The sequence below is a fragment of the Bradyrhizobium sp. Unk1 genome (genome assembly GCF_059512345.1).
The window spans coordinates 59,839-75,808 of record NZ_JCAMOP010000027.1 but is presented as its reverse complement, the minus strand read 5'-3'; the positions used below and the strand labels follow the sequence as shown (position 1 = coordinate 75,808).

18 protein-coding genes are annotated in these 15,970 nt (G+C 65.5%); 4 read left to right on the top strand and 14 right to left on the bottom strand.

The features are described from left to right. Nucleotides 1–16 precede the first annotated feature (16 nt). The 8 genes from phnN to phnG are packed head-to-tail and all read right to left on the bottom strand — an operon-like array spanning nt 17 to nt 6,365. Nucleotides 17–613 carry a phosphonate metabolism protein/1,5-bisphosphokinase (PRPP-forming) PhnN gene (phnN, locus tag AC5ZFO_RS30170; RefSeq protein ID WP_282519693.1) on the bottom strand — a complete coding sequence of 199 codons (597 nt, stop codon included), beginning with the start codon at nt 611–613 and terminating at the stop codon, nt 17–19. Continuing rightward, a complete protein-coding gene (locus tag AC5ZFO_RS30165; RefSeq protein ID WP_282519692.1) occupies nt 610–1,767 on the bottom strand; it encodes an alpha-D-ribose 1-methylphosphonate 5-triphosphate diphosphatase in 1,158 nt (385 codons plus the stop codon). Before AC5ZFO_RS30165 ends, phnN begins: the two co-directional genes overlap by 4 nt. Before the next feature lie 11 nt (nt 1,768–1,778). After that, entirely contained in the window at nt 1,779–2,477 is a 699-nt protein-coding gene (phnL, locus tag AC5ZFO_RS30160) for a phosphonate C-P lyase system protein PhnL (protein ID WP_282520074.1), read from the bottom strand. 22 nt (nt 2,478–2,499) lie between these two features. Further along, nucleotides 2,500–3,294, bottom strand: a complete 795-nt coding sequence (gene phnK / locus AC5ZFO_RS30155; RefSeq protein ID WP_282519691.1) for a phosphonate C-P lyase system protein PhnK — start codon at nt 3,292–3,294, stop codon at nt 2,500–2,502. After that, nucleotides 3,287–4,183 carry an alpha-D-ribose 1-methylphosphonate 5-phosphate C-P-lyase PhnJ gene (locus AC5ZFO_RS30150; RefSeq protein WP_282519690.1) on the bottom strand — a complete coding sequence of 299 codons (897 nt, stop codon included), beginning with the start codon at nt 4,181–4,183 and terminating at the stop codon, nt 3,287–3,289. The genes phnK and AC5ZFO_RS30150 overlap by 8 nt, the downstream gene beginning before the upstream one ends. Beyond that, nucleotides 4,180–5,283: a carbon-phosphorus lyase complex subunit gene (locus AC5ZFO_RS30145; protein ID WP_282519689.1), complete on the bottom strand. Its 1,104-nt coding sequence runs from the start codon at nt 5,281–5,283 to the stop codon at nt 4,180–4,182. Before AC5ZFO_RS30145 ends, AC5ZFO_RS30150 begins: the two co-directional genes overlap by 4 nt. Before the next feature lie 4 nt (nt 5,284–5,287). Then, nucleotides 5,288–5,896 (bottom strand): phosphonate C-P lyase system protein PhnH, encoded by a 609-nt coding sequence (gene phnH / locus AC5ZFO_RS30140; protein ID WP_282519688.1) that lies wholly within the window; start codon nt 5,894–5,896, stop codon nt 5,288–5,290. Nucleotides 5,897–5,900: 4 nt separating this feature from the next. Next, entirely contained in the window at nt 5,901–6,365 is a 465-nt protein-coding gene (gene phnG, locus AC5ZFO_RS30135; protein ID WP_014491455.1) for a phosphonate C-P lyase system protein PhnG, read from the bottom strand. Nucleotides 6,366–6,485: 120 nt separating this feature from the next. Here phnG and phnF point away from each other — a divergent pair, with 120 nt between their 5' ends. Continuing rightward, the gene (gene phnF, locus AC5ZFO_RS30130) at nt 6,486–7,217 is read left to right on the top strand and encodes a phosphonate metabolism transcriptional regulator PhnF (RefSeq protein ID WP_282519687.1); all 732 of its coding nucleotides are present in this window, start codon (nt 6,486–6,488) and stop codon (nt 7,215–7,217) included. Between the two features lie 122 nt (nt 7,218–7,339). Here phnF and phnE (AC5ZFO_RS30125) read toward each other — a convergent pair whose 3' ends face one another. The 4 genes from phnE (AC5ZFO_RS30125) to phnC form a co-directional block, all read right to left on the bottom strand. Continuing rightward, nucleotides 7,340–8,188: a phosphonate ABC transporter, permease protein PhnE gene (phnE, locus tag AC5ZFO_RS30125; protein WP_282519686.1), complete on the bottom strand. Its 849-nt coding sequence runs from the start codon at nt 8,186–8,188 to the stop codon at nt 7,340–7,342. Further along, nucleotides 8,185–9,069 (bottom strand): phosphonate ABC transporter, permease protein PhnE, encoded by an 885-nt coding sequence (phnE, locus tag AC5ZFO_RS30120; protein ID WP_282519685.1) that lies wholly within the window; start codon nt 9,067–9,069, stop codon nt 8,185–8,187. The genes phnE (AC5ZFO_RS30125) and phnE (AC5ZFO_RS30120) overlap by 4 nt, the downstream gene beginning before the upstream one ends. Nucleotides 9,070–9,145: 76 nt before the next feature. Continuing rightward, the gene (gene phnD, locus AC5ZFO_RS30115) at nt 9,146–10,081 is read right to left on the bottom strand and encodes a phosphonate ABC transporter substrate-binding protein (RefSeq protein ID WP_282519684.1); all 936 of its coding nucleotides are present in this window, start codon (nt 10,079–10,081) and stop codon (nt 9,146–9,148) included. 59 nt (nt 10,082–10,140) lie between these two features. After that, nucleotides 10,141–10,950, bottom strand: a complete 810-nt coding sequence (phnC, locus tag AC5ZFO_RS30110; protein ID WP_282519683.1) for a phosphonate ABC transporter ATP-binding protein — start codon at nt 10,948–10,950, stop codon at nt 10,141–10,143. A gap of 174 nt (nt 10,951–11,124) precedes the next feature. On the opposite strand from phnC, the gene AC5ZFO_RS30105 reads away from it, so the two are divergent. The 3 genes from AC5ZFO_RS30105 to AC5ZFO_RS30095 are packed head-to-tail and all read left to right on the top strand — an operon-like array spanning nt 11,125 to nt 13,703. Further along, nucleotides 11,125–11,796, top strand: coding sequence for an LbetaH domain-containing protein (locus AC5ZFO_RS30105; protein WP_282519682.1), 672 nt, complete (start codon nt 11,125–11,127; stop codon nt 11,794–11,796). Next, on the top strand, nt 11,793–12,986 hold the full coding sequence (locus tag AC5ZFO_RS30100; protein ID WP_282519681.1) for an alpha-D-ribose 1-methylphosphonate 5-triphosphate diphosphatase: 1,194 nt from the start codon (nt 11,793–11,795) through the stop codon (nt 12,984–12,986). The genes AC5ZFO_RS30105 and AC5ZFO_RS30100 overlap by 4 nt, the downstream gene beginning before the upstream one ends. Nucleotides 12,987–13,004: 18 nt before the next feature. Further along, nucleotides 13,005–13,703 carry a DUF1045 domain-containing protein gene (locus AC5ZFO_RS30095; protein WP_282519680.1) on the top strand — a complete coding sequence of 233 codons (699 nt, stop codon included), beginning with the start codon at nt 13,005–13,007 and terminating at the stop codon, nt 13,701–13,703. Nucleotides 13,704–13,706: 3 nt separating this feature from the next. Here the strand turns inward: AC5ZFO_RS30095 and AC5ZFO_RS30090 are convergent, their stop codons facing one another. Then, the gene (locus AC5ZFO_RS30090; RefSeq protein ID WP_282520073.1) at nt 13,707–14,315 is read right to left on the bottom strand and encodes a hypothetical protein; all 609 of its coding nucleotides are present in this window, start codon (nt 14,313–14,315) and stop codon (nt 13,707–13,709) included. A gap of 83 nt (nt 14,316–14,398) precedes the next feature. Further along, on the bottom strand, nt 14,399–15,799 hold the full coding sequence (locus AC5ZFO_RS30085) for a selenium-binding protein SBP56-related protein (RefSeq protein ID WP_282519679.1): 1,401 nt from the start codon (nt 15,797–15,799) through the stop codon (nt 14,399–14,401). Nucleotides 15,800–15,970: the final 171 nt, after the last annotated feature.

The following is a 15,970-nucleotide window of genomic DNA, read 5'->3' as shown; positions in this document are numbered from 1 at the left end:
CTCCTTGTTGCGCCGGCTATTCGTGCCAGCCTAAGTTCCTGATCACGCGCACGAGCTGGCGGCTGTGATAGTCCGCGCTGCCCGCGTTGAGGATGGTGACATCGGCATTGGCCGATGCGTCGTCGACGCTGCGCGCGAGGCGATCTGCGATATTGCCGTCGCTGTGCCGGGCCCGGGCGGCAAGCCGCTGCGCCAGCACGTCCGGCGGCGCCGTGATCGCGACCACGACGACGTTGGCGTAGGCCTGGCGCAGCGCGCCGATCACCGTGCGCGAGACATTGGCGACGACGGCCCGGCCGGCAAGAATGTCATCGTTGATTTCGAGCGGAAGAGCGTAGGAATGACCATGCGCTTCCCAGTGCACGGCGAAGTCGCCGTGCTCGCGGGCGCGGCGGAATTCGTCCTGGCTCATCGCCATGTTGTCTTCGGCTTCGGAGGATTCGCGCGTCACGACACGGCGCGGAAAGACGATGTCGTGATCGTCGATGCAGGCAGCCTGTGCGAGCCGCAACAGCGTGTCCTTGCCGGCACCGCTGGGACCGACCACGAGCACGAGCCGCCCGGGTCCGATCCCGCCGGCCTCATCGTGTGCCATGGTCGCGGTCTCGCTCATGCGACGCGGTGTCCTTCGCGCCAGACGCTGCGGACCACGGGAACGTCGCCTGCGACATGCACGCGGATCAGGTCGGCCCGCTTGCCGATCGCGACCTCGCCACGATCCGACAGGCCAACCGCCTCGGCAGGCGCCTTCGTCACGGTGCGAACCGCCGCCGGAAGGCTGATCGCGGGCACATGCTCTGGCAATTGCAGCGCGGCCATCAGGAGGCTGGACGGGATGTAGTCCGACGACAGGATGTCGAGCAGGCCCTCGCGGGCGAGATCGACCGCGGCGATGTTGCCGGAGTGGGAGCCGCCGCGCACGACGTTCGGCGCACCCATCAGGATGTCGATGCCGGCCTGATGCAGGCCGCGCGCGGCCTCGAGCGTGGTCGGAAATTCCGCCACCGACACGCGATCGCGCACGGCGTCCGCGACGTTCTCCTCGGTGGTGTCGTCGTGACTCGCGAGCGGAATATTGTACTCGTGCGCCAGCGAGACGATCTCGCGCATGTTGGCCGCTGCATAAAGCCGCTGATACTCGAAGCGCTTCGCGAACAGCTCGTCGAGCTCGGCATCGGTCTTGCCGCCGCCCTTGCCGCGGTAATAGTCGCGCAGCTTGACCTCGTCGCGGAACTGGCGCTGGCCGGGCGTGTGGTCCATCAGCGACATCAGCTTGACGTCGGGACGGTCGATCAGCTCCTTGGCCTCCTCCACCACGCTCGGCATCGGAATTTCGCAGCGCAGATGCAGGAAGTGGTCGGCGCGCAGCAGGTTGGCATCGCGCGCGGTCGTGATCGCGGCGGCAAGCACGCCGGCGCGGCCATCGACTTCCTCGGCGCCGTCCTCGCGCCAGACCCGGAGCGAGTCGAACACCGTCGTAATGCCTGAGGTCGCGAGCTGGCCGTCATAGGAGATGACGGCGGCGACCGGATTCCAGAACACTTTTGGGCGCGGCACGTAATGCGCTTCGAGATGGTCGGTGTGGAGCTCGATCAGGCCCGGCATGATGAGGTCACCGCCGGCATCCTCCGCACCCGCGGGGGCCCTGCCCTCGCCGATCTCGGCGATGCGTCCGTCGGCGAGAGCGAGCCAGCCCTGCTCGATCACCCGGTCAGCCAGCACGATCCTGGCGTTGGCGATCACAGATTCTTTCGGCTTGGCGTTCATTTCCATTTCCTTCAGGCGGCGGCGGCAAAGCTGGTGACGTCAACAATACGGTCGGCAATCAGATGGCGGATTTCGTCGTCATGGACAATGGCGACCATGGCGACGCCCTGGCGCTTCTTCTCGGCGACCAGATCGACCACGACGGCGCGGTTGGCCGCATCGAGCGAAGCGGTCGGCTCGTCCAGCAGCAGGATCGGCAGGTCCGAGATGAAGCCGCGCGCGATGTTGACTCGCTGCTGCTCGCCGCCGGAGAAGGTCGCGGGCGGAAGCTGCCAGAGTCTTTCAGGAATGTTGAGACGATGCAGCAACTCGCCGGCGCGCTGCTGCGCCTCCGCGCGCGCCAGGCCGTTCACGATCAGGGGCTCGGCGACGACGTCGATGGTCGCAACGCGCGGCACCGCCCGCAAGAACTGGCTGACATAGCCGATGGTGGAGCGGCGGATATTGAGGACCTGCCGCGGCTCGGCGGTGGCGAGATCGACCACAGCGCCGCGATGGCGAATGCCGATACGGCCGGAGTCGCAGCGGTAGTTGCCAAAAATCATCTTCAGGATCGACGACTTGCCGGCACCGGACGGGCCTGCGAGCACGACGCATTCGCCCGGGTTGACGTGGAAGGTCACGCCGCTGACGACAGGCAGCTCGATGCCGCCTTGCAGGTGCATCGTAAAGGTCTTTTTCGCGGCGGCGATGTCGATCATGGCGGTCATCGGAGGGCTCATGTTGGCAAGCTCATGGCGGCAAAATCGAGGAGACGAGGAGCTGGGTATAGGGCTCGCGGGGGTCGTCGAGGACCTGGTCGGTGAGACCAGTCTCGATGACGCGGCCGCCCTTCATCACCATCACGCGATGCGACAGCAGCCGCGCCACCGCGAGATCGTGGGTGACGATGATGACGGCGAGGTGCAGTTCCGCGACGAGGCTGCGCACGAGGTCGAGCAGGCGAGCCTGGACAGACACGTCCAGGCCGCCGGTCGGTTCGTCCATGAATACCATCCGCGGCTCGGTGACGAGGTTGCGCGCGATCTGGAGACGCTGGCGCATGCCGCCGGAATAAGTGCGCGGCGCATCGTCGATGCGCGCGATGTCGATCTCGACGCGGGTGAGCCAGTCCGACGCGGTGTCGCGGATTCGGCCGTAGTGATTCCAGCCCACCGCCATCAGCCGTTCGCCGACATTGGCGCCAGCCGAGACCGCCATGCGCAGGCCCTGCGCGGGATCCTGGTGCACATAGCCCCAGTCGGTGCGGAACAGGAAGCGCCGCTCGGCTTCGCCCAGCGTCGTGAGATCGCGGGTGATGCCGTCGCGCATCCGGTATGACACCTGGCCGGCGCTCGGCGCGAGCTGGCCCGATAGCATTTGCAGCAGCGTCGATTTGCCCGAGCCGGACTCGCCGACGATCGCCAGCACTTCGCCGGGGTAGAGCGAGAAGGAGACGTCGCGGCACGCGGCGATGCGGCCATAGGACTTGCTGAGCGACTCCGCGACCAGCAGTGACTGATCGTTCTCCAGCATCTCCTCAGCCATTTGATCCCTCCTGCGCCTTCTCCTTGTACGGCGCGGCGCTGAGGCTGCCGTGATGGCCGGCGGCCTGGCGGCCCTCGCAATAGTCGGTGTCCGAGCAGACGAACATCCGCCCGCCCTTGTCGTCGATGACGATCTCGTCGAGATAGGAATTCTCGGCCGCGCACAGCGCGCAGGGCGCGTTGAAGCGGTACGGCTCGAACGGGTGATCCTCGAAATCGAGCGACACCACCTGCGTATAGGGCGGGATCGCATAGATGCGCTTCTCGCGGCCGGCGCCGAACAATTGCAGCGCCGGGCAGTTGTCCATCTTGGGATTGTCGAATTTCGGCGTCGGCGACGGGTCCATCACGTAGCGCGCGTTCACCTTCACCGGATAGGCGTAGGCGGTGGCGATGTGGCCGAAGCGGGCGATGTCCTCGTAGAGTTTTACGTGCATCAGGCCGTATTCGGCCAGCGCATGCATGCGCCGCGTCTCGGTCTCGCGCGGCTCCAGGAAACGCAGCGGCTCCGGGATCGGCACCTGATAGACCAGCACCTGATTCGCGTGCAGCGACGTCTCCGGGATGCGGTGACGGGTCTGGATCACGGTTGCATCTTCTGTTGCCGTGGTCGTGGCGACGCCCGCGGTCTTGGCGAAGAATTTGCGGATCGAGATCGCATTCGTCGTGTCGTCGGAGCCCTGGTCGATCACCTTCAGCACGTCCTGCGGCCCGAGGATCGCCGCGGTCACCTGCACGCCGCCGGTGCCCCAGCCATAGGGCATCGGCATTTCACGGCTGGCGAACGGCACCTGATAGCCGGGGATCGCGATCGCCTTGAGGATAGCGCGGCGGATCATCCGCTTGGTCTGTTCGTCGAGATAGGCGAAATTGTAGGCGGGCGCGTTCATTCCGCGGCCTCCTTCATGGCATCGGGCGCATTGGCCTCGGCAAACTCCTTGCGCAGCTTGCGCAGGAGCCCGAGTTCGGACTGGAAGTCGACATAGTGCGGCAGCTTCAGATGCTCGACGAAGCCGGTCGCCTGGACGTTGTCCGAATGCGACATCACGAATTCTTCATCTTGCGCAGGGGCCACGGCGTCTTCGCCGAGCTCGCGGGCACGCAGCGCGCGGTCGACCAGCGCCATCGACATGGTCTTGCGCTCGCTCTGGCCGAAGGCGAGACCATAGCCGCGGGTGAAGCACGGCGCTTCCGTCGCCGAGCCCTTGAACTGGTTGACCATCTGGCACTCGGTGAGCTCGATCGAGCCGAGCGGCACGGCGAAGCCGACGTCTTCCGCGAAGAATTCGACCTCGACCTCGCCGAAGCGGATCTCGCCGACGAAGGGATGGTTGCGGCCGTAACCGCGCTGGGTGGAATAACCCATCGCCAGCAGAAAGCCTTCGTCGCCGCGTGCGAGGTTTTGCAGGCGCAGGTCGCGATCGGCCGGGAAGTTCAGCGGTTCGCGCGTGAGATCGCCGACGCTGGCGCCGTCTTCGGCCCGCGGCGAGGATTCGATCAGCCCGTCGCGGCCCAGAATATCGGTCACGCGCGGCGTGGGCGCCGTCGAAGCTTCGGCCGTCGCCGGCACTTCAGGCACAAAACCCTGGCCCAGCGAGGGATCGAGCAGACGATGCGTGTAGTCGAAGGTCGGCCCGAGGATCTGGCCGCCGGGAATGTCCTTGAAGGTCGCCGACACCCGCCGCTGCACGCGCATCGCGCCGGTGTCGACCGGCTCGCTGGCGCCGAAGCGCGGCAGGGTGGCGCGGAAGGCGCGGACCAGGAAGATCGCCTCGATCAGATCGCCGCGCGCCTGCTTGATGGCGAGCGCCGCGAGCTCGCGGTCATAGAGCGACCCTTCGCTCATGACGCGGTCCACGGCGAGGCCGAGCTGTTCCGAGATCTGATCGAGCGTGACTTCGGAAACACTCTGGTCGCCACGCCGCGCATTGGCGAGCAGGCGATGGGCGTTCTCGATGGCGCGCTCGCCGCCTTTGACTGCGACATACATGCGACTAGCTTCCCTTGTTCACGACACGCGTGGTGCGCGGGATCGCAACCACGGCATCATCGGCGACCAGCACCAAATCGATGCCACGCGGAAACAGCGCCTCGTTGAACCGCAGCCGTTCGAACAAGTCGAAAGGCCTGATCGAGGCCTGAAGTGTCGCGACACCGTCGATGCCGGGGCCACGCAGTTCGAAACTGCGCCCTGAGTCCAAGCTCTCGACCTGAAGGATCACCGTGGTCGAGCGATCCGGATACTCGTTCGTACCCAGTGCGAAGCGCTCGAGCGGCGGCAGCGCCGCGCCGTCGCTGATCAGGGCGAAACTCGCGATCGAGGAGTCCTGCACCACCGGCGCGCCGGTGTGGAACTTGAGCCATTTCACCACGTCCGACCTCTCCGCCATCCGGGCATCGAGCCAGAGCGGCGTGTCGTGATCGAACAGCGTCAGCGCGATCGCGGCAGTGCCGCGCATCGTTGGCCCGGGCACTCCCGCCATCGGTACGATGCGCTGGACCGAGCCCGGCCGCGCCATCGCGTCCATGACGGAACGAAAGGTCGATTGCGCCGACAAGACCTTGTCGACGAAACCCGGCGGAAGTTCCGCAATCGTGGTCATGGCCTCACCCCTCACCGCGCACCATGGTGTAGAAATCAACCTTCGTCGCGGCGGTCTCGGCCGCCGCCTGCTTGCGCTGGATCATAAGCTGCTCGCGCAACGGCGCGATAACGTCACGCTCCACCGCCTCGCCGAAATCACTGGACTGCGCCAGCGCGTCGCACAGCGCGATCAGCCGCGCCTTCTCGCCATCGCGCCCCAGCGTGTAGCCGAAGCCGACCTCGCCGCTCGCGAGCCGGACCGCGGCGCGCGACACCGTGGCTTCACCGAGATTGAAAGGCGCGCCGTCGCCGCCGACCCGGCCGCGCAGCATGACGAGACCGTTTTCCGGCGCGCGCAGCTCCTGATGAGCCGGCAGGGCGAGAGCGCGGAGGCGAGCGGCGATCTCGCCCGCCTCCGCGTGCGCCAGCACGGCCATCGCGGCCTTGCGCTGGACTTGCTGGTTGTTGTGCTGGGTCACCAAATCCACCGAAACTTTCTGCAGAACTTGCCGAATCCAAGTTGTCTATGATAATAGACAACTTGATACGGAAGCGCCATGACTGTTTCGTGACAAACGTGTGATTTCTGAAGTAGGCTTCTCGGCGACATGAGCATGCAGGACTCAGCCTCTTCGGGCGTCGCGCTGTGGCGCCTCGTTGCCGATGGCATCGAGCGCGGCATCGCCGACGGCCGCTTTGCGGCCGGCGACAAGCTGCCGGGCGAGATGGAGATCGCCGAAACCTATCGCGTGAACCGCCACACCGTGCGGCGCGCGCTGGCTGCACTTGCCGAGCGCGGCCTCGTGCGCGCCGAACGCGGCAGCGGAACCTATGTCGAGGCGCAGCGCCTTGCTTATCCCTTGCGCTCGCGCACCCGCTTCTCCGAGATCGTCGGCGCCGACGGCCGCGAACCGCATGGCCGGCTGATCGAGGCGTCCGATGACGTCGCGACCCGCGAACTGGCGCGCGAACTGGGATTGAAGGCCGGCGCGCCGCTGGTGCGGATCGAGGCGATCCGCCTCGCCGACCACACGCCGATCTGCGTCTCCACCACCTGGCTGTCAGCGGAGTTGTTTCCGGGCGCGGGCGAGGTGTTCGCCGCGACGCGCTCAATGACGAAACTGCTCGAGCATTACGGCGTCCGCGACTACAGCCGCGGCGCGACCCGGATCACCGCCGGCATCGTGGACGCGACCGATGCCGCACGACTCGATCTGCCGCTCGGACGGCCGATCCTGGTGGTCGACGCGACCGACCACGATCTCGCCGGCAAGCCGCTGGTGACGAAGCACTCGCGCTTTGCCGCGGAGCGGGTGGAGTTTCTGGTGGAGAACGGGTGATCTACCCGCTCGCGCAGGTATCGTACGGTGGGCAAAGGCGCACTTGCGCCGTGCCCACCATCTTTCCAAGCTATCGGCAGTGGTGGGCACGCTTCGCTTTGCCCACCCTACGACACCTTTGCTCAGGCGACAGCCCGCCGCCCAATAATCGCAAACCGCAGCTTGCTCGATATGAAATCGATCGCGGCCACTGCGACCAAAATCATCAGGATCAGGAACGACACCCTCTGCCATTCCAGCACGCGGATCTGCTCGGCGAGCTGGAGGCCGATGCCACCGGCGCCGACGATGCCGATGATGGTGGCCGAGCGCGTGTTGGATTCGATGAAATAGAGCACCTGGCCGGCGATCACCGGCAGGACCTGCGGCAGCAGGCCGAAGCGGATCTCGTGCAAAGCGCTGCCGCCGGAGGCGCGGACGCCTTCGACCTGCTTCTGGTCGGCGCCCTCGATCGCCTCCGAAAACAATTTTCCGAACGCGCCGAAATCCGACACGGCGATGGCGAGCACACCGGCGAACGGACCGAGCCCGACCACATTGATCCACACCAGCGCCCAGATCAGCGTGTCGACGCCGCGGATCGAATCGAGAAACCGCCTGATAGGAAAGCGCAGGATCTGCGAGGGTATGACGTTGCGCGCGGCCAGCAGACTGACCGGAAGCGCGAACAGCGCGGCGAGCGTCGTGCCGAGCAGCGCGATCGACAGCGTCTCACCCAACGCCTTCAGATAGACCGGCAGCGAAGAGCCGGGATCGGGCGGGATCATCATCAGGCTGATCCAGCCGAGCTGGCTCAGCCCTGCGAAGAATCGCGACGGTGAGAAGTCGAGATCGACGAGGCCGTAGACCAGGATCGCAAACGCCGCGACGATCATCGCCGGCACCGCGAGCCGCGCCGAGGCGGGGCGGTCGAACACGTCGGGGTAGCGCGCGCGAAGCGCTCGCGTGTCGACCTGCCGCGGCCCCGTCACGTCCGTGCCTCCTTGCCGAACAGACGGCCGCGCAGCCAGCCCGTGGTGATGTCGATGATGAAGACCGTGATGATGATGGTGAGCAGGATGGCACTGACGTCGGAGTAATAGAACTTGCGGATGGCGACGACGAGCTCCTGGCCAATGCCGCCGGCGCCGACGAAGCCCATGACGGAGGCCTCGCGGACATTGATCTCGAAGCGCAGCAGCCCGTAGCTGGCATAGCCCGCGGTCACCTGCGGCACCACGGCGAAGCGCATGCAGGAGAGCCAGCTCGCGCCGGTCGAGCGGATGCCTTCGACCGGCTTCATGTCGGCATTCTCGACGATCTCGGAGAACAGCTTGCCGAGCGCGCCGGTGGAGTGGATCGCGATCGCGAGCACGCCGGCCATCGGCCCGAGGCCGAACGCGATCACGAAGATCAGCGCGAAGACGATGCCCGGCACGGTGCGGGCGAATTCGAGCAGGCGACGCACCACGAAGCGCAGCCAGGGCGACGGCGAGGTGTTCTCGGCCGCAAAGAAGTTCAAGGCGAAGGCGAAGGTCGCGCCGATCAGCGTGCCGACATAGGAAATCAGCAGCGTCTCGCCCAGCATCTTCAGCCATTTGCGCCAGCCCCACAGCCACTCGCCGGCATCGGTCCAGACCCGCTGGCCGCTGTCGAGCGTGAGGATGCGGTCGAAATAGCTGATGAAATTGCCGAAATGGGCGAAGAAGGTGCGCAGGTTCACTTCCGCGCCGATGGCGGCAAGAAACAGCGCCGCGGCAAAGATCACCAGCCCCAACAGGAGTCGGAGCCGCTTGCGCGCGACCGCCTGGCGATAGGCCGCGTTGAGCACGGCGAGCTGCTGCTCGGGGAGGATCGAAACCGCGACGGTCATCTGGCCAGGAAAAATGGTCGATCAAAGAGAAAGAGCCGGGTCCATCGACCCGGCTCCAGTGCTATCGTCCTGAAACTCAGGACGCCTTCTTCTTACGCAGTGCATCGACGAACTTGATCAGCTCGATCGTGCCATCCCAGTCCTTGGTGGTGGCGGGATGGAAACCCTTCTTCTGGCCGTCCTGGAGGCGATCGAAGGCCGCCTTGTCCTTGGCCGGCGCGTCGAAGAACGCCTTTGCGATCGCCGCCTTGGCCTCTTCCGGCAGGTCGGAATTGTAAGCGTAGGGGCCGTTGATGATCGGCGCCGACTTGTGGATGATGCGGAAATCGTCCTTCTTCATCGGCGAGCCGTCGGCGTTCTTCAGCATGCCCTTGGTCAGCATCTGCGCCAGCGTGGAATCGTCATCGCTGGTCCACTGGTTGGCCGCAACGTCGACCGTGCCCTGCGCCAGTGCCAGGATCGCGTTCTCATGGCTGCCGGTGAAGACGACCTTGCTGAAATAGGTGTCGGCATCCGTGATGCCCATCTTGTCGAGCTCGAAGCGCGGCACGTTGTTGCCGGAGGTCGAGTTCGGGTCGACGAGGCCGAGGTTCTTGCCCTTGAGCTGGTCGACGCTCTTGTAGGGGCTGCTCGCCTTGACGAAGAACACCGAGTAGTAGCCGGTCGAACCGTCGGCGTTGATGTCGTTGGCGAAGGCATCGGTCTTGACGCCGGTCAGGCGGGCGCGGGCGAACGACGCCGAGCCGTAGCTGGCGATATGGATGTTGCCGGCGCGCTGGCCTTCGATGACGGCGGCGTAGTCGTTGGCGATGCGCAGCGTGACCTTCACGCCCAATTCCTTGGAGAGATAGTTCATGAACGGCGCCCAGCGCTCGGTCACGCCCGAGGCGTTTTCCGCCGGAATGACCGCGAAGGTCAGTTCGGGATATTTGGCTTTCCAATCGTCGGCGGAAGCCGAAGCCGTGAACGCGAGCGCGGCGGCGCCAGCAAGAACCAGTCTGCGAGTGATCATGATACCCTCTTCATCGGTTGGGGTCGGTTGACGCAAAAATTGGCAACTACAGGCGCAGCTCAGGCGGCTGCGGCCGTTCCGAGCGCCGGCACGCCCTCAGGCGCCGGCACAGGCATTCCGCCCATGACGTCGGAGGCTTCGAGATCGTAGAGCTCGCGCGCGACATGGTCGGTCAACTCGGCCGGCGCGCCGTCGAACACCACACGACCCTGCGCCATGCCGATCAGGCGGTCGCAATAGCTGCGCGCCAGATCGAGCGAATGCAGGTTGCAGAGCACCGTGATGCCGAAATGCTTGTTGATGCGCAGCAGCGCATCCATCACGATCTTGGTGTTGCGCGGGTCGAGCGAGGCGATCGGCTCGTCGGCGAGGATGATGTCGGGTTGCTGCACCAGCGCGCGGGCGATCGCAACGCGCTGCTGCTGGCCGCCGGAGAGCTGGTCGGCGCGCTGGGCGGCGAGCGAGGCGATATCGAACTGTTCGAGCGCCGACATCGCCAGCGCCCTGTCGTGCTCGGGCCAGGTCTGCGTCAGCGAGCGCCACGCCGGCATGGTGGCGAGGCGGCCCATCAGGACGTTGGTCAACACGTCGAGCCGGCCGACCAGGTTGAACTGCTGGAAAATCATCGCCGAGCGCGCCCGCCACTGCCGCAATTCCTTGCCGCGCAGCGCGGTGACGTCGAGGCCGTCGAACAGGATACGGCCCTGCGTCGGCGTCGCCAGGCGATTGATCATGCGCAGCATGGTCGACTTGCCAGCGCCGGAGCGCCCGATCACACCGACGAAGCCGCCGGGGGAGATTTGAAACGAAGCGTCGTCCACCGCGGCTTTTGCGCCAAAGCGGCACGTCAGACCTTCAACCACCAGCATAGAGGGCTCCAGAGTAGCTGGCTGCCACCGCTAACGCTGGCACTTGACACTTGTGTGACACACGGATCGCGGTGCGGCGATCCAACACACCTCCTCCCCTGTCATCACATCGTCATGACGCTGTCATCAGGCCGCTCGAAGAGGTACGCCCGCCCTCGACCTATCGGATGTAGCATGGCCGGCAAAACACTCTCGGTTCAACCGACCATCGACCCCTCGGCGAAGCTGCATGAGACCAGGCTCGGCACCTATACCGAAGTCGGCGCGCGCACCGTCCTGCATGAAGTCGCGATGGGCGACTACTCCTATGTCGTGAACGACGCCCAGATCACCTACACCACCATCGGAAAATTCTGCTCGATCGCGGCGATGACGCGCATCAATCCCGGCAATCATCCGATGCATCGCGCCACGCAGGCGCATTTCACCTATCGTTCCAGCGCCTACTTCGAAGGCGAGAGCGACGACACCGAGTTCTTCGACTGGCGGCGCCAGCATCACGTCCATATCGGCCATGACGTCTGGATCGGCCATGGCGCGATCGTGCTGCCGGGCCGCAACATCGGCACCGGCGCCGTGATCGCGGCGGGCGCCATCGTCACCAAGGACGTGCCGGCCTACACCATCGTCGCCGGCAATCCGGCGCGCATCGTGCGGCGGCGGTTCTCGGAAGACGTCGCCGGACGGCTGGCCCGGCTCGCCTGGTGGGACTGGGATCACGACAAATTGCGTGAAGCACTGCCCGATTTCCGCAAGCTCGGGATTGAAGAATTCCTCTCGGCATATGAAGCACGGGCAAGCTCCCTCACCCGTTCCCCTGCCAGCAAACGAAGCGCGGTCGCTTGACAGACATCTTCCTCGAGGGCGGCCGGGCCCTGATCGGCTCCGAGCTCGTCGAAACTTCCATTCTGGTGTCCGGCGCGGACATTGCGCAGGTCGATGCCTCTCGCGGCCGTGCGCGGCTGGCGATCGATGCGCGCAACCTGCTGGTGCTGCCCGGCATCGTCGATCTGCATGGCGATGCCTTCGAACGGCAGATGATGCCGCGCGCCGGCGTCGACTTCCCGATCGACGTCGCGCTCGCCGACAGTGACCGCCAGGCGATCAGCAACGGCATCACCACCGTGTTTCACGCCACGACCTGCTCGTGGGAGCCTGGCCTGCGCAGCGCCGGCAATGCGCGCGCCCTGATGGAGGCGATCGAGCGGCAACGCCCGCAATTCGCCGCCGACACGCGTTTCCACCTGCGCCACGAGACCTACAATCTCGATGCCGAGACCGAGATCGGCCAATGGCTCGCCGAGGGCCGCGTCGACCTGTTCGCCTTCAACGACCACATGGACGGCACCGTTGCCGACATGGCCAAGCCGCGCAAGCGCAACCGCATGGTCGAGCGCACCGGCCTCTCGGGCGAGGAATTCGACCGGCTCGTCGAGCGTGTGCTTTCGCGCGCCAGTGAAGTGCCGGCTTCCGTGTCGCGGCTCGCCGCGACTGCTCGCGCGGCCGAGGTGCGGATGCTCTCGCACGACGATGCGACACCGGCGATGCGGCAGGAGTTTCGCGAGCTGGGCGCTGACATCGCGGAGTTTCCGATCAACGAGGAGACCGCGCGAGCGGCCGCGGCCGCGGGCGATGCCATCGTCTACGGTGCGCCGAATGTCGTGCGCGGCGGCAGCCATACCGGCTGGACCCGGGCATCCGACATGATCGCGAAGGGGCTCTGCTCGGTGCTGGCGTCGGACTATTACTATCCGGCGCAGCTGCTCGCCGCGTTTCGCCTCGCCGCCGACGGCGTGCTGCCGCTGACCGAGGCCTGGAACCTGGTGTCCGCGGGACCGGCCCGCGCGACCGGCCTTGCCGATCGCGGCGTGCTCGCAGAAGGATGCCGCGCCGACATGCTGCTGGTCGACGACAGCGCGCCGCTGCGGCCGCGGCTGATCGCGGTGGTATCAGGCGGAAAGCTCGTGCATCTCACCGATGCGACGCGACTGCTCGCGGCGGCAGCGACGCCGCGCGAGGCTGTCGTTGCGGCCTGAACCGGTTATGCTCAGGCGATGACTGATTTTCCCCGCTACGCGATCTACTTTGCCGCCGGCGCCGACAGCGCCCTCTCCCGCTTCGGCGCCGAGCTGCTCGGTTACGATGTCTACACCGGTGACGAAGTGCCGTTCCCTGCCGACGCATCGCGTGTTGCGCCGGATTGGCGCGACGTCACGGCCGATCCCCGCAAATACGGTTTCCACGGCACGCTGAAAGCGCCGATGGCGCTGGCGCGCGGCAGGACTGAAGCCGAGCTCGTCGCAGCTTGCGCGGCCTTTGCCGGCAAGGCGCCGCCGATGCCGTCAATCCGCCCGGTCGTCGACTCCATCAGCGGCTTCATCGCGGTGATTCCGACCGAGCCGGTGGGCGCGCTCCAGCAACTTGCCGCCGATTGCGTCCGCGAATTCGACGACTTCCGCGCGCCCATGACGGCGGAGGACCGCGCGCGGCGCAAGCCCGACAAGCTCACCGAGCGGCAGCGCGACTATCTCGACCGCTGGGGTTACCCTTACGTGATGGAGGAATTCCGCTTCCACATGACGCTGACGGGACGGCTGGATGCGGAACGGCGCGGGCCGATCCTGGAGATGCTGCGCGCGAGGTTTGCGACGCTCGGCCTCGATACGCTGTTGGTCGACCGGATCGCGCTGTTCAAGCAGAATGATGCCAGGGCGCGCTTCCGCTTTGTCGGCGAGTGGGCGTTGGCGAAGTAGGCCTCAGCGCCAGCTCGCGAGATTAAAGGCGAGCGCCACGACGCCAACCAGAATGAGGCTGGTCGCCCAGATTGCATCCAGATTGAACCAGCTTCGCGCAACGAACCTCAATCCCAGATAGCGGTAGACCAGCCATGCCAGACATCCGCCGGCACTGACCATGGCGACAACGTGCACCAGGGACACCAGCACCGCCATCCCGAGACTTGTCTTCAGAAGACTTGCCTTCATCAGCGCGCCCGCCGCCTCATGGCCGGCATCGAGCTCGAACGCCTGGCAGAGCCCGAGATAGATCGGCACGAGCATCAAGGCCGCGCCGTGAGCAATGGCAACGGCGAATGACCAGAGCGCCAATTGCGTGGGCGGAATTCGTGCCAGCGTGCGCGGATGGCGCCGCTCGACCAGCCGATAGACGCCGAAGCCGATGACGAGAAGGCTCGCACCGAGCTGGATCGAACGCTGCCACTCGGCCAGCACGAGCAGCAACGCGAATGGCAGCAGCACGAGAAATGTTGCCAGGAGATGACCGGCCGCCAGAGCCCACAACGCGCGGAACAGCGCGCGCGGGCTCTTGTCCATGAGGCCGGCCGACACGGCGAGCGGCCATCCCATTCCCGGATTGACGCCGTGATAGAGACCGCTCGCGACAAGAGCGAGCCACAGCCAGCCGAGCGGCCAACTCCCGTGCTGCCAGTCTAGGCCGACGGGTAGCAAAAGGAGTCCGTCGAACAATCGCCGCCCTCCAGCCTGATCTGGTGCGCACGATATCCGTCGGGGAAGCTCACGAAATAGTCCTTGGCGAGTTCGAGGCCGCCGTCGCGACCGACATTGGCCATGACTTCCACGCCCGGAACTCCATCGGGATAGAATTGGTCATCCCAGGTGGAATACAGCGAATTGGTCCAGTACACGCGCTTGCCGTCGCGGCTGATCTCGACCATCTGCGGACCGGCCGCAAATGCCTTGCCGTTCGGATGGGGGGTGCGGCGCGCGATGCCGCCGATGTGAACCGAGCCGGCAAGCTTCGGCTTTCGCGGGTCACTCACATCGTACTGGCGCATTTCACCCGTGCCCCAGCACGAGACATAGAGAAACCGGTCATCCATCGACAGGTCGATGTCGGTCACCAGCGGCGGCACGGCGCCAAATCCCTGCAGCAGCGGCGGGAGCTTCTCCTTTGGCGCGGGCTCGGGCGGGATCGTCGCCGTCTTCTCCGCATGGAATTTTCCGCCTTCGCGCCACCAGGTCCAGATCGATGCTTCGAGGTTGGTGGTGTCGACCACAACGCCAACGAAGCCGTATTCGCGAACCGGATCGTGCGCGGGCCGCACCTCCAGCGCCATCTGATGATTGGCGCCGAGGTCGATGGTCTGCACGTTGCGACGGGCGCGGAGATCCCAGAAGTGGAGACGATGGCCATATTTGTTCGCCAGCAGATCTTCCGCGACGATCCCGTTCTCGAACTGCGGCGGCAACGCCCATTCGCTCGTCACCATGTAGTCGCGCGGCAGGTTCCACCAGAAATCATAGTGCAGTGTCTGCGGACCGCGGTCGATCTCCCATCGTCCAAGGACCTCGAACGTCTCGCAATCCATGATGAAGACGCCTGGAGGCCCGTTAGTGCCGTCCTTGCCGCCGCCGCCCAGCGTGCTCACATAGATGCCGTCCGGCCCGCAATGGATAGTATGCGGCCGCGAGTAGCCGGTCTTTTTGAAGATTTCCTCGGGCTCGATGATCTTGTGGATTTTGGCTTTGGTCGGATCGGGCTTGGTATCGATGATGTAGATCCGCGACGAGCGTATTCCGGGGATGATGAGATAGCGCCGCTCGATGAAGGCATGTCCGGCGAGCGGCGACAAGGCGGAGGAGCAGGCATTCCAGCCGAAGTGATGAAACTCATCGCCCTTGTTGGGCATCGTCACCGTGTGGACGATTTGGCTGTAGATCGGCGATCCCGGCTTGACGTCGATGACCGCGAGAGCATCCGGCTTTGAGAAATCCGGACTGAGCAGCAGCGTGTAGGCAAAGTTCTCTGCAGGCGCTTCCATCGCCAGCTTGGGCGATGCGTGAAAGGTGGGATCCGGCCTCATCGTCATGGCACTGCCTCCCTGTTTCGTCGGCTCGCTCCAACCTGGCTCGGAATAGCGGCATAATGAAGAGCCGCTCAGCGACGTCTTGAGAAGCTCCGCGAACCCAGTCGGCGAGCGTGCAAGGAGCGTACAATATGTCATCGCCGGACCGCGGGAAACCGCCCCAACCGCGCCAAT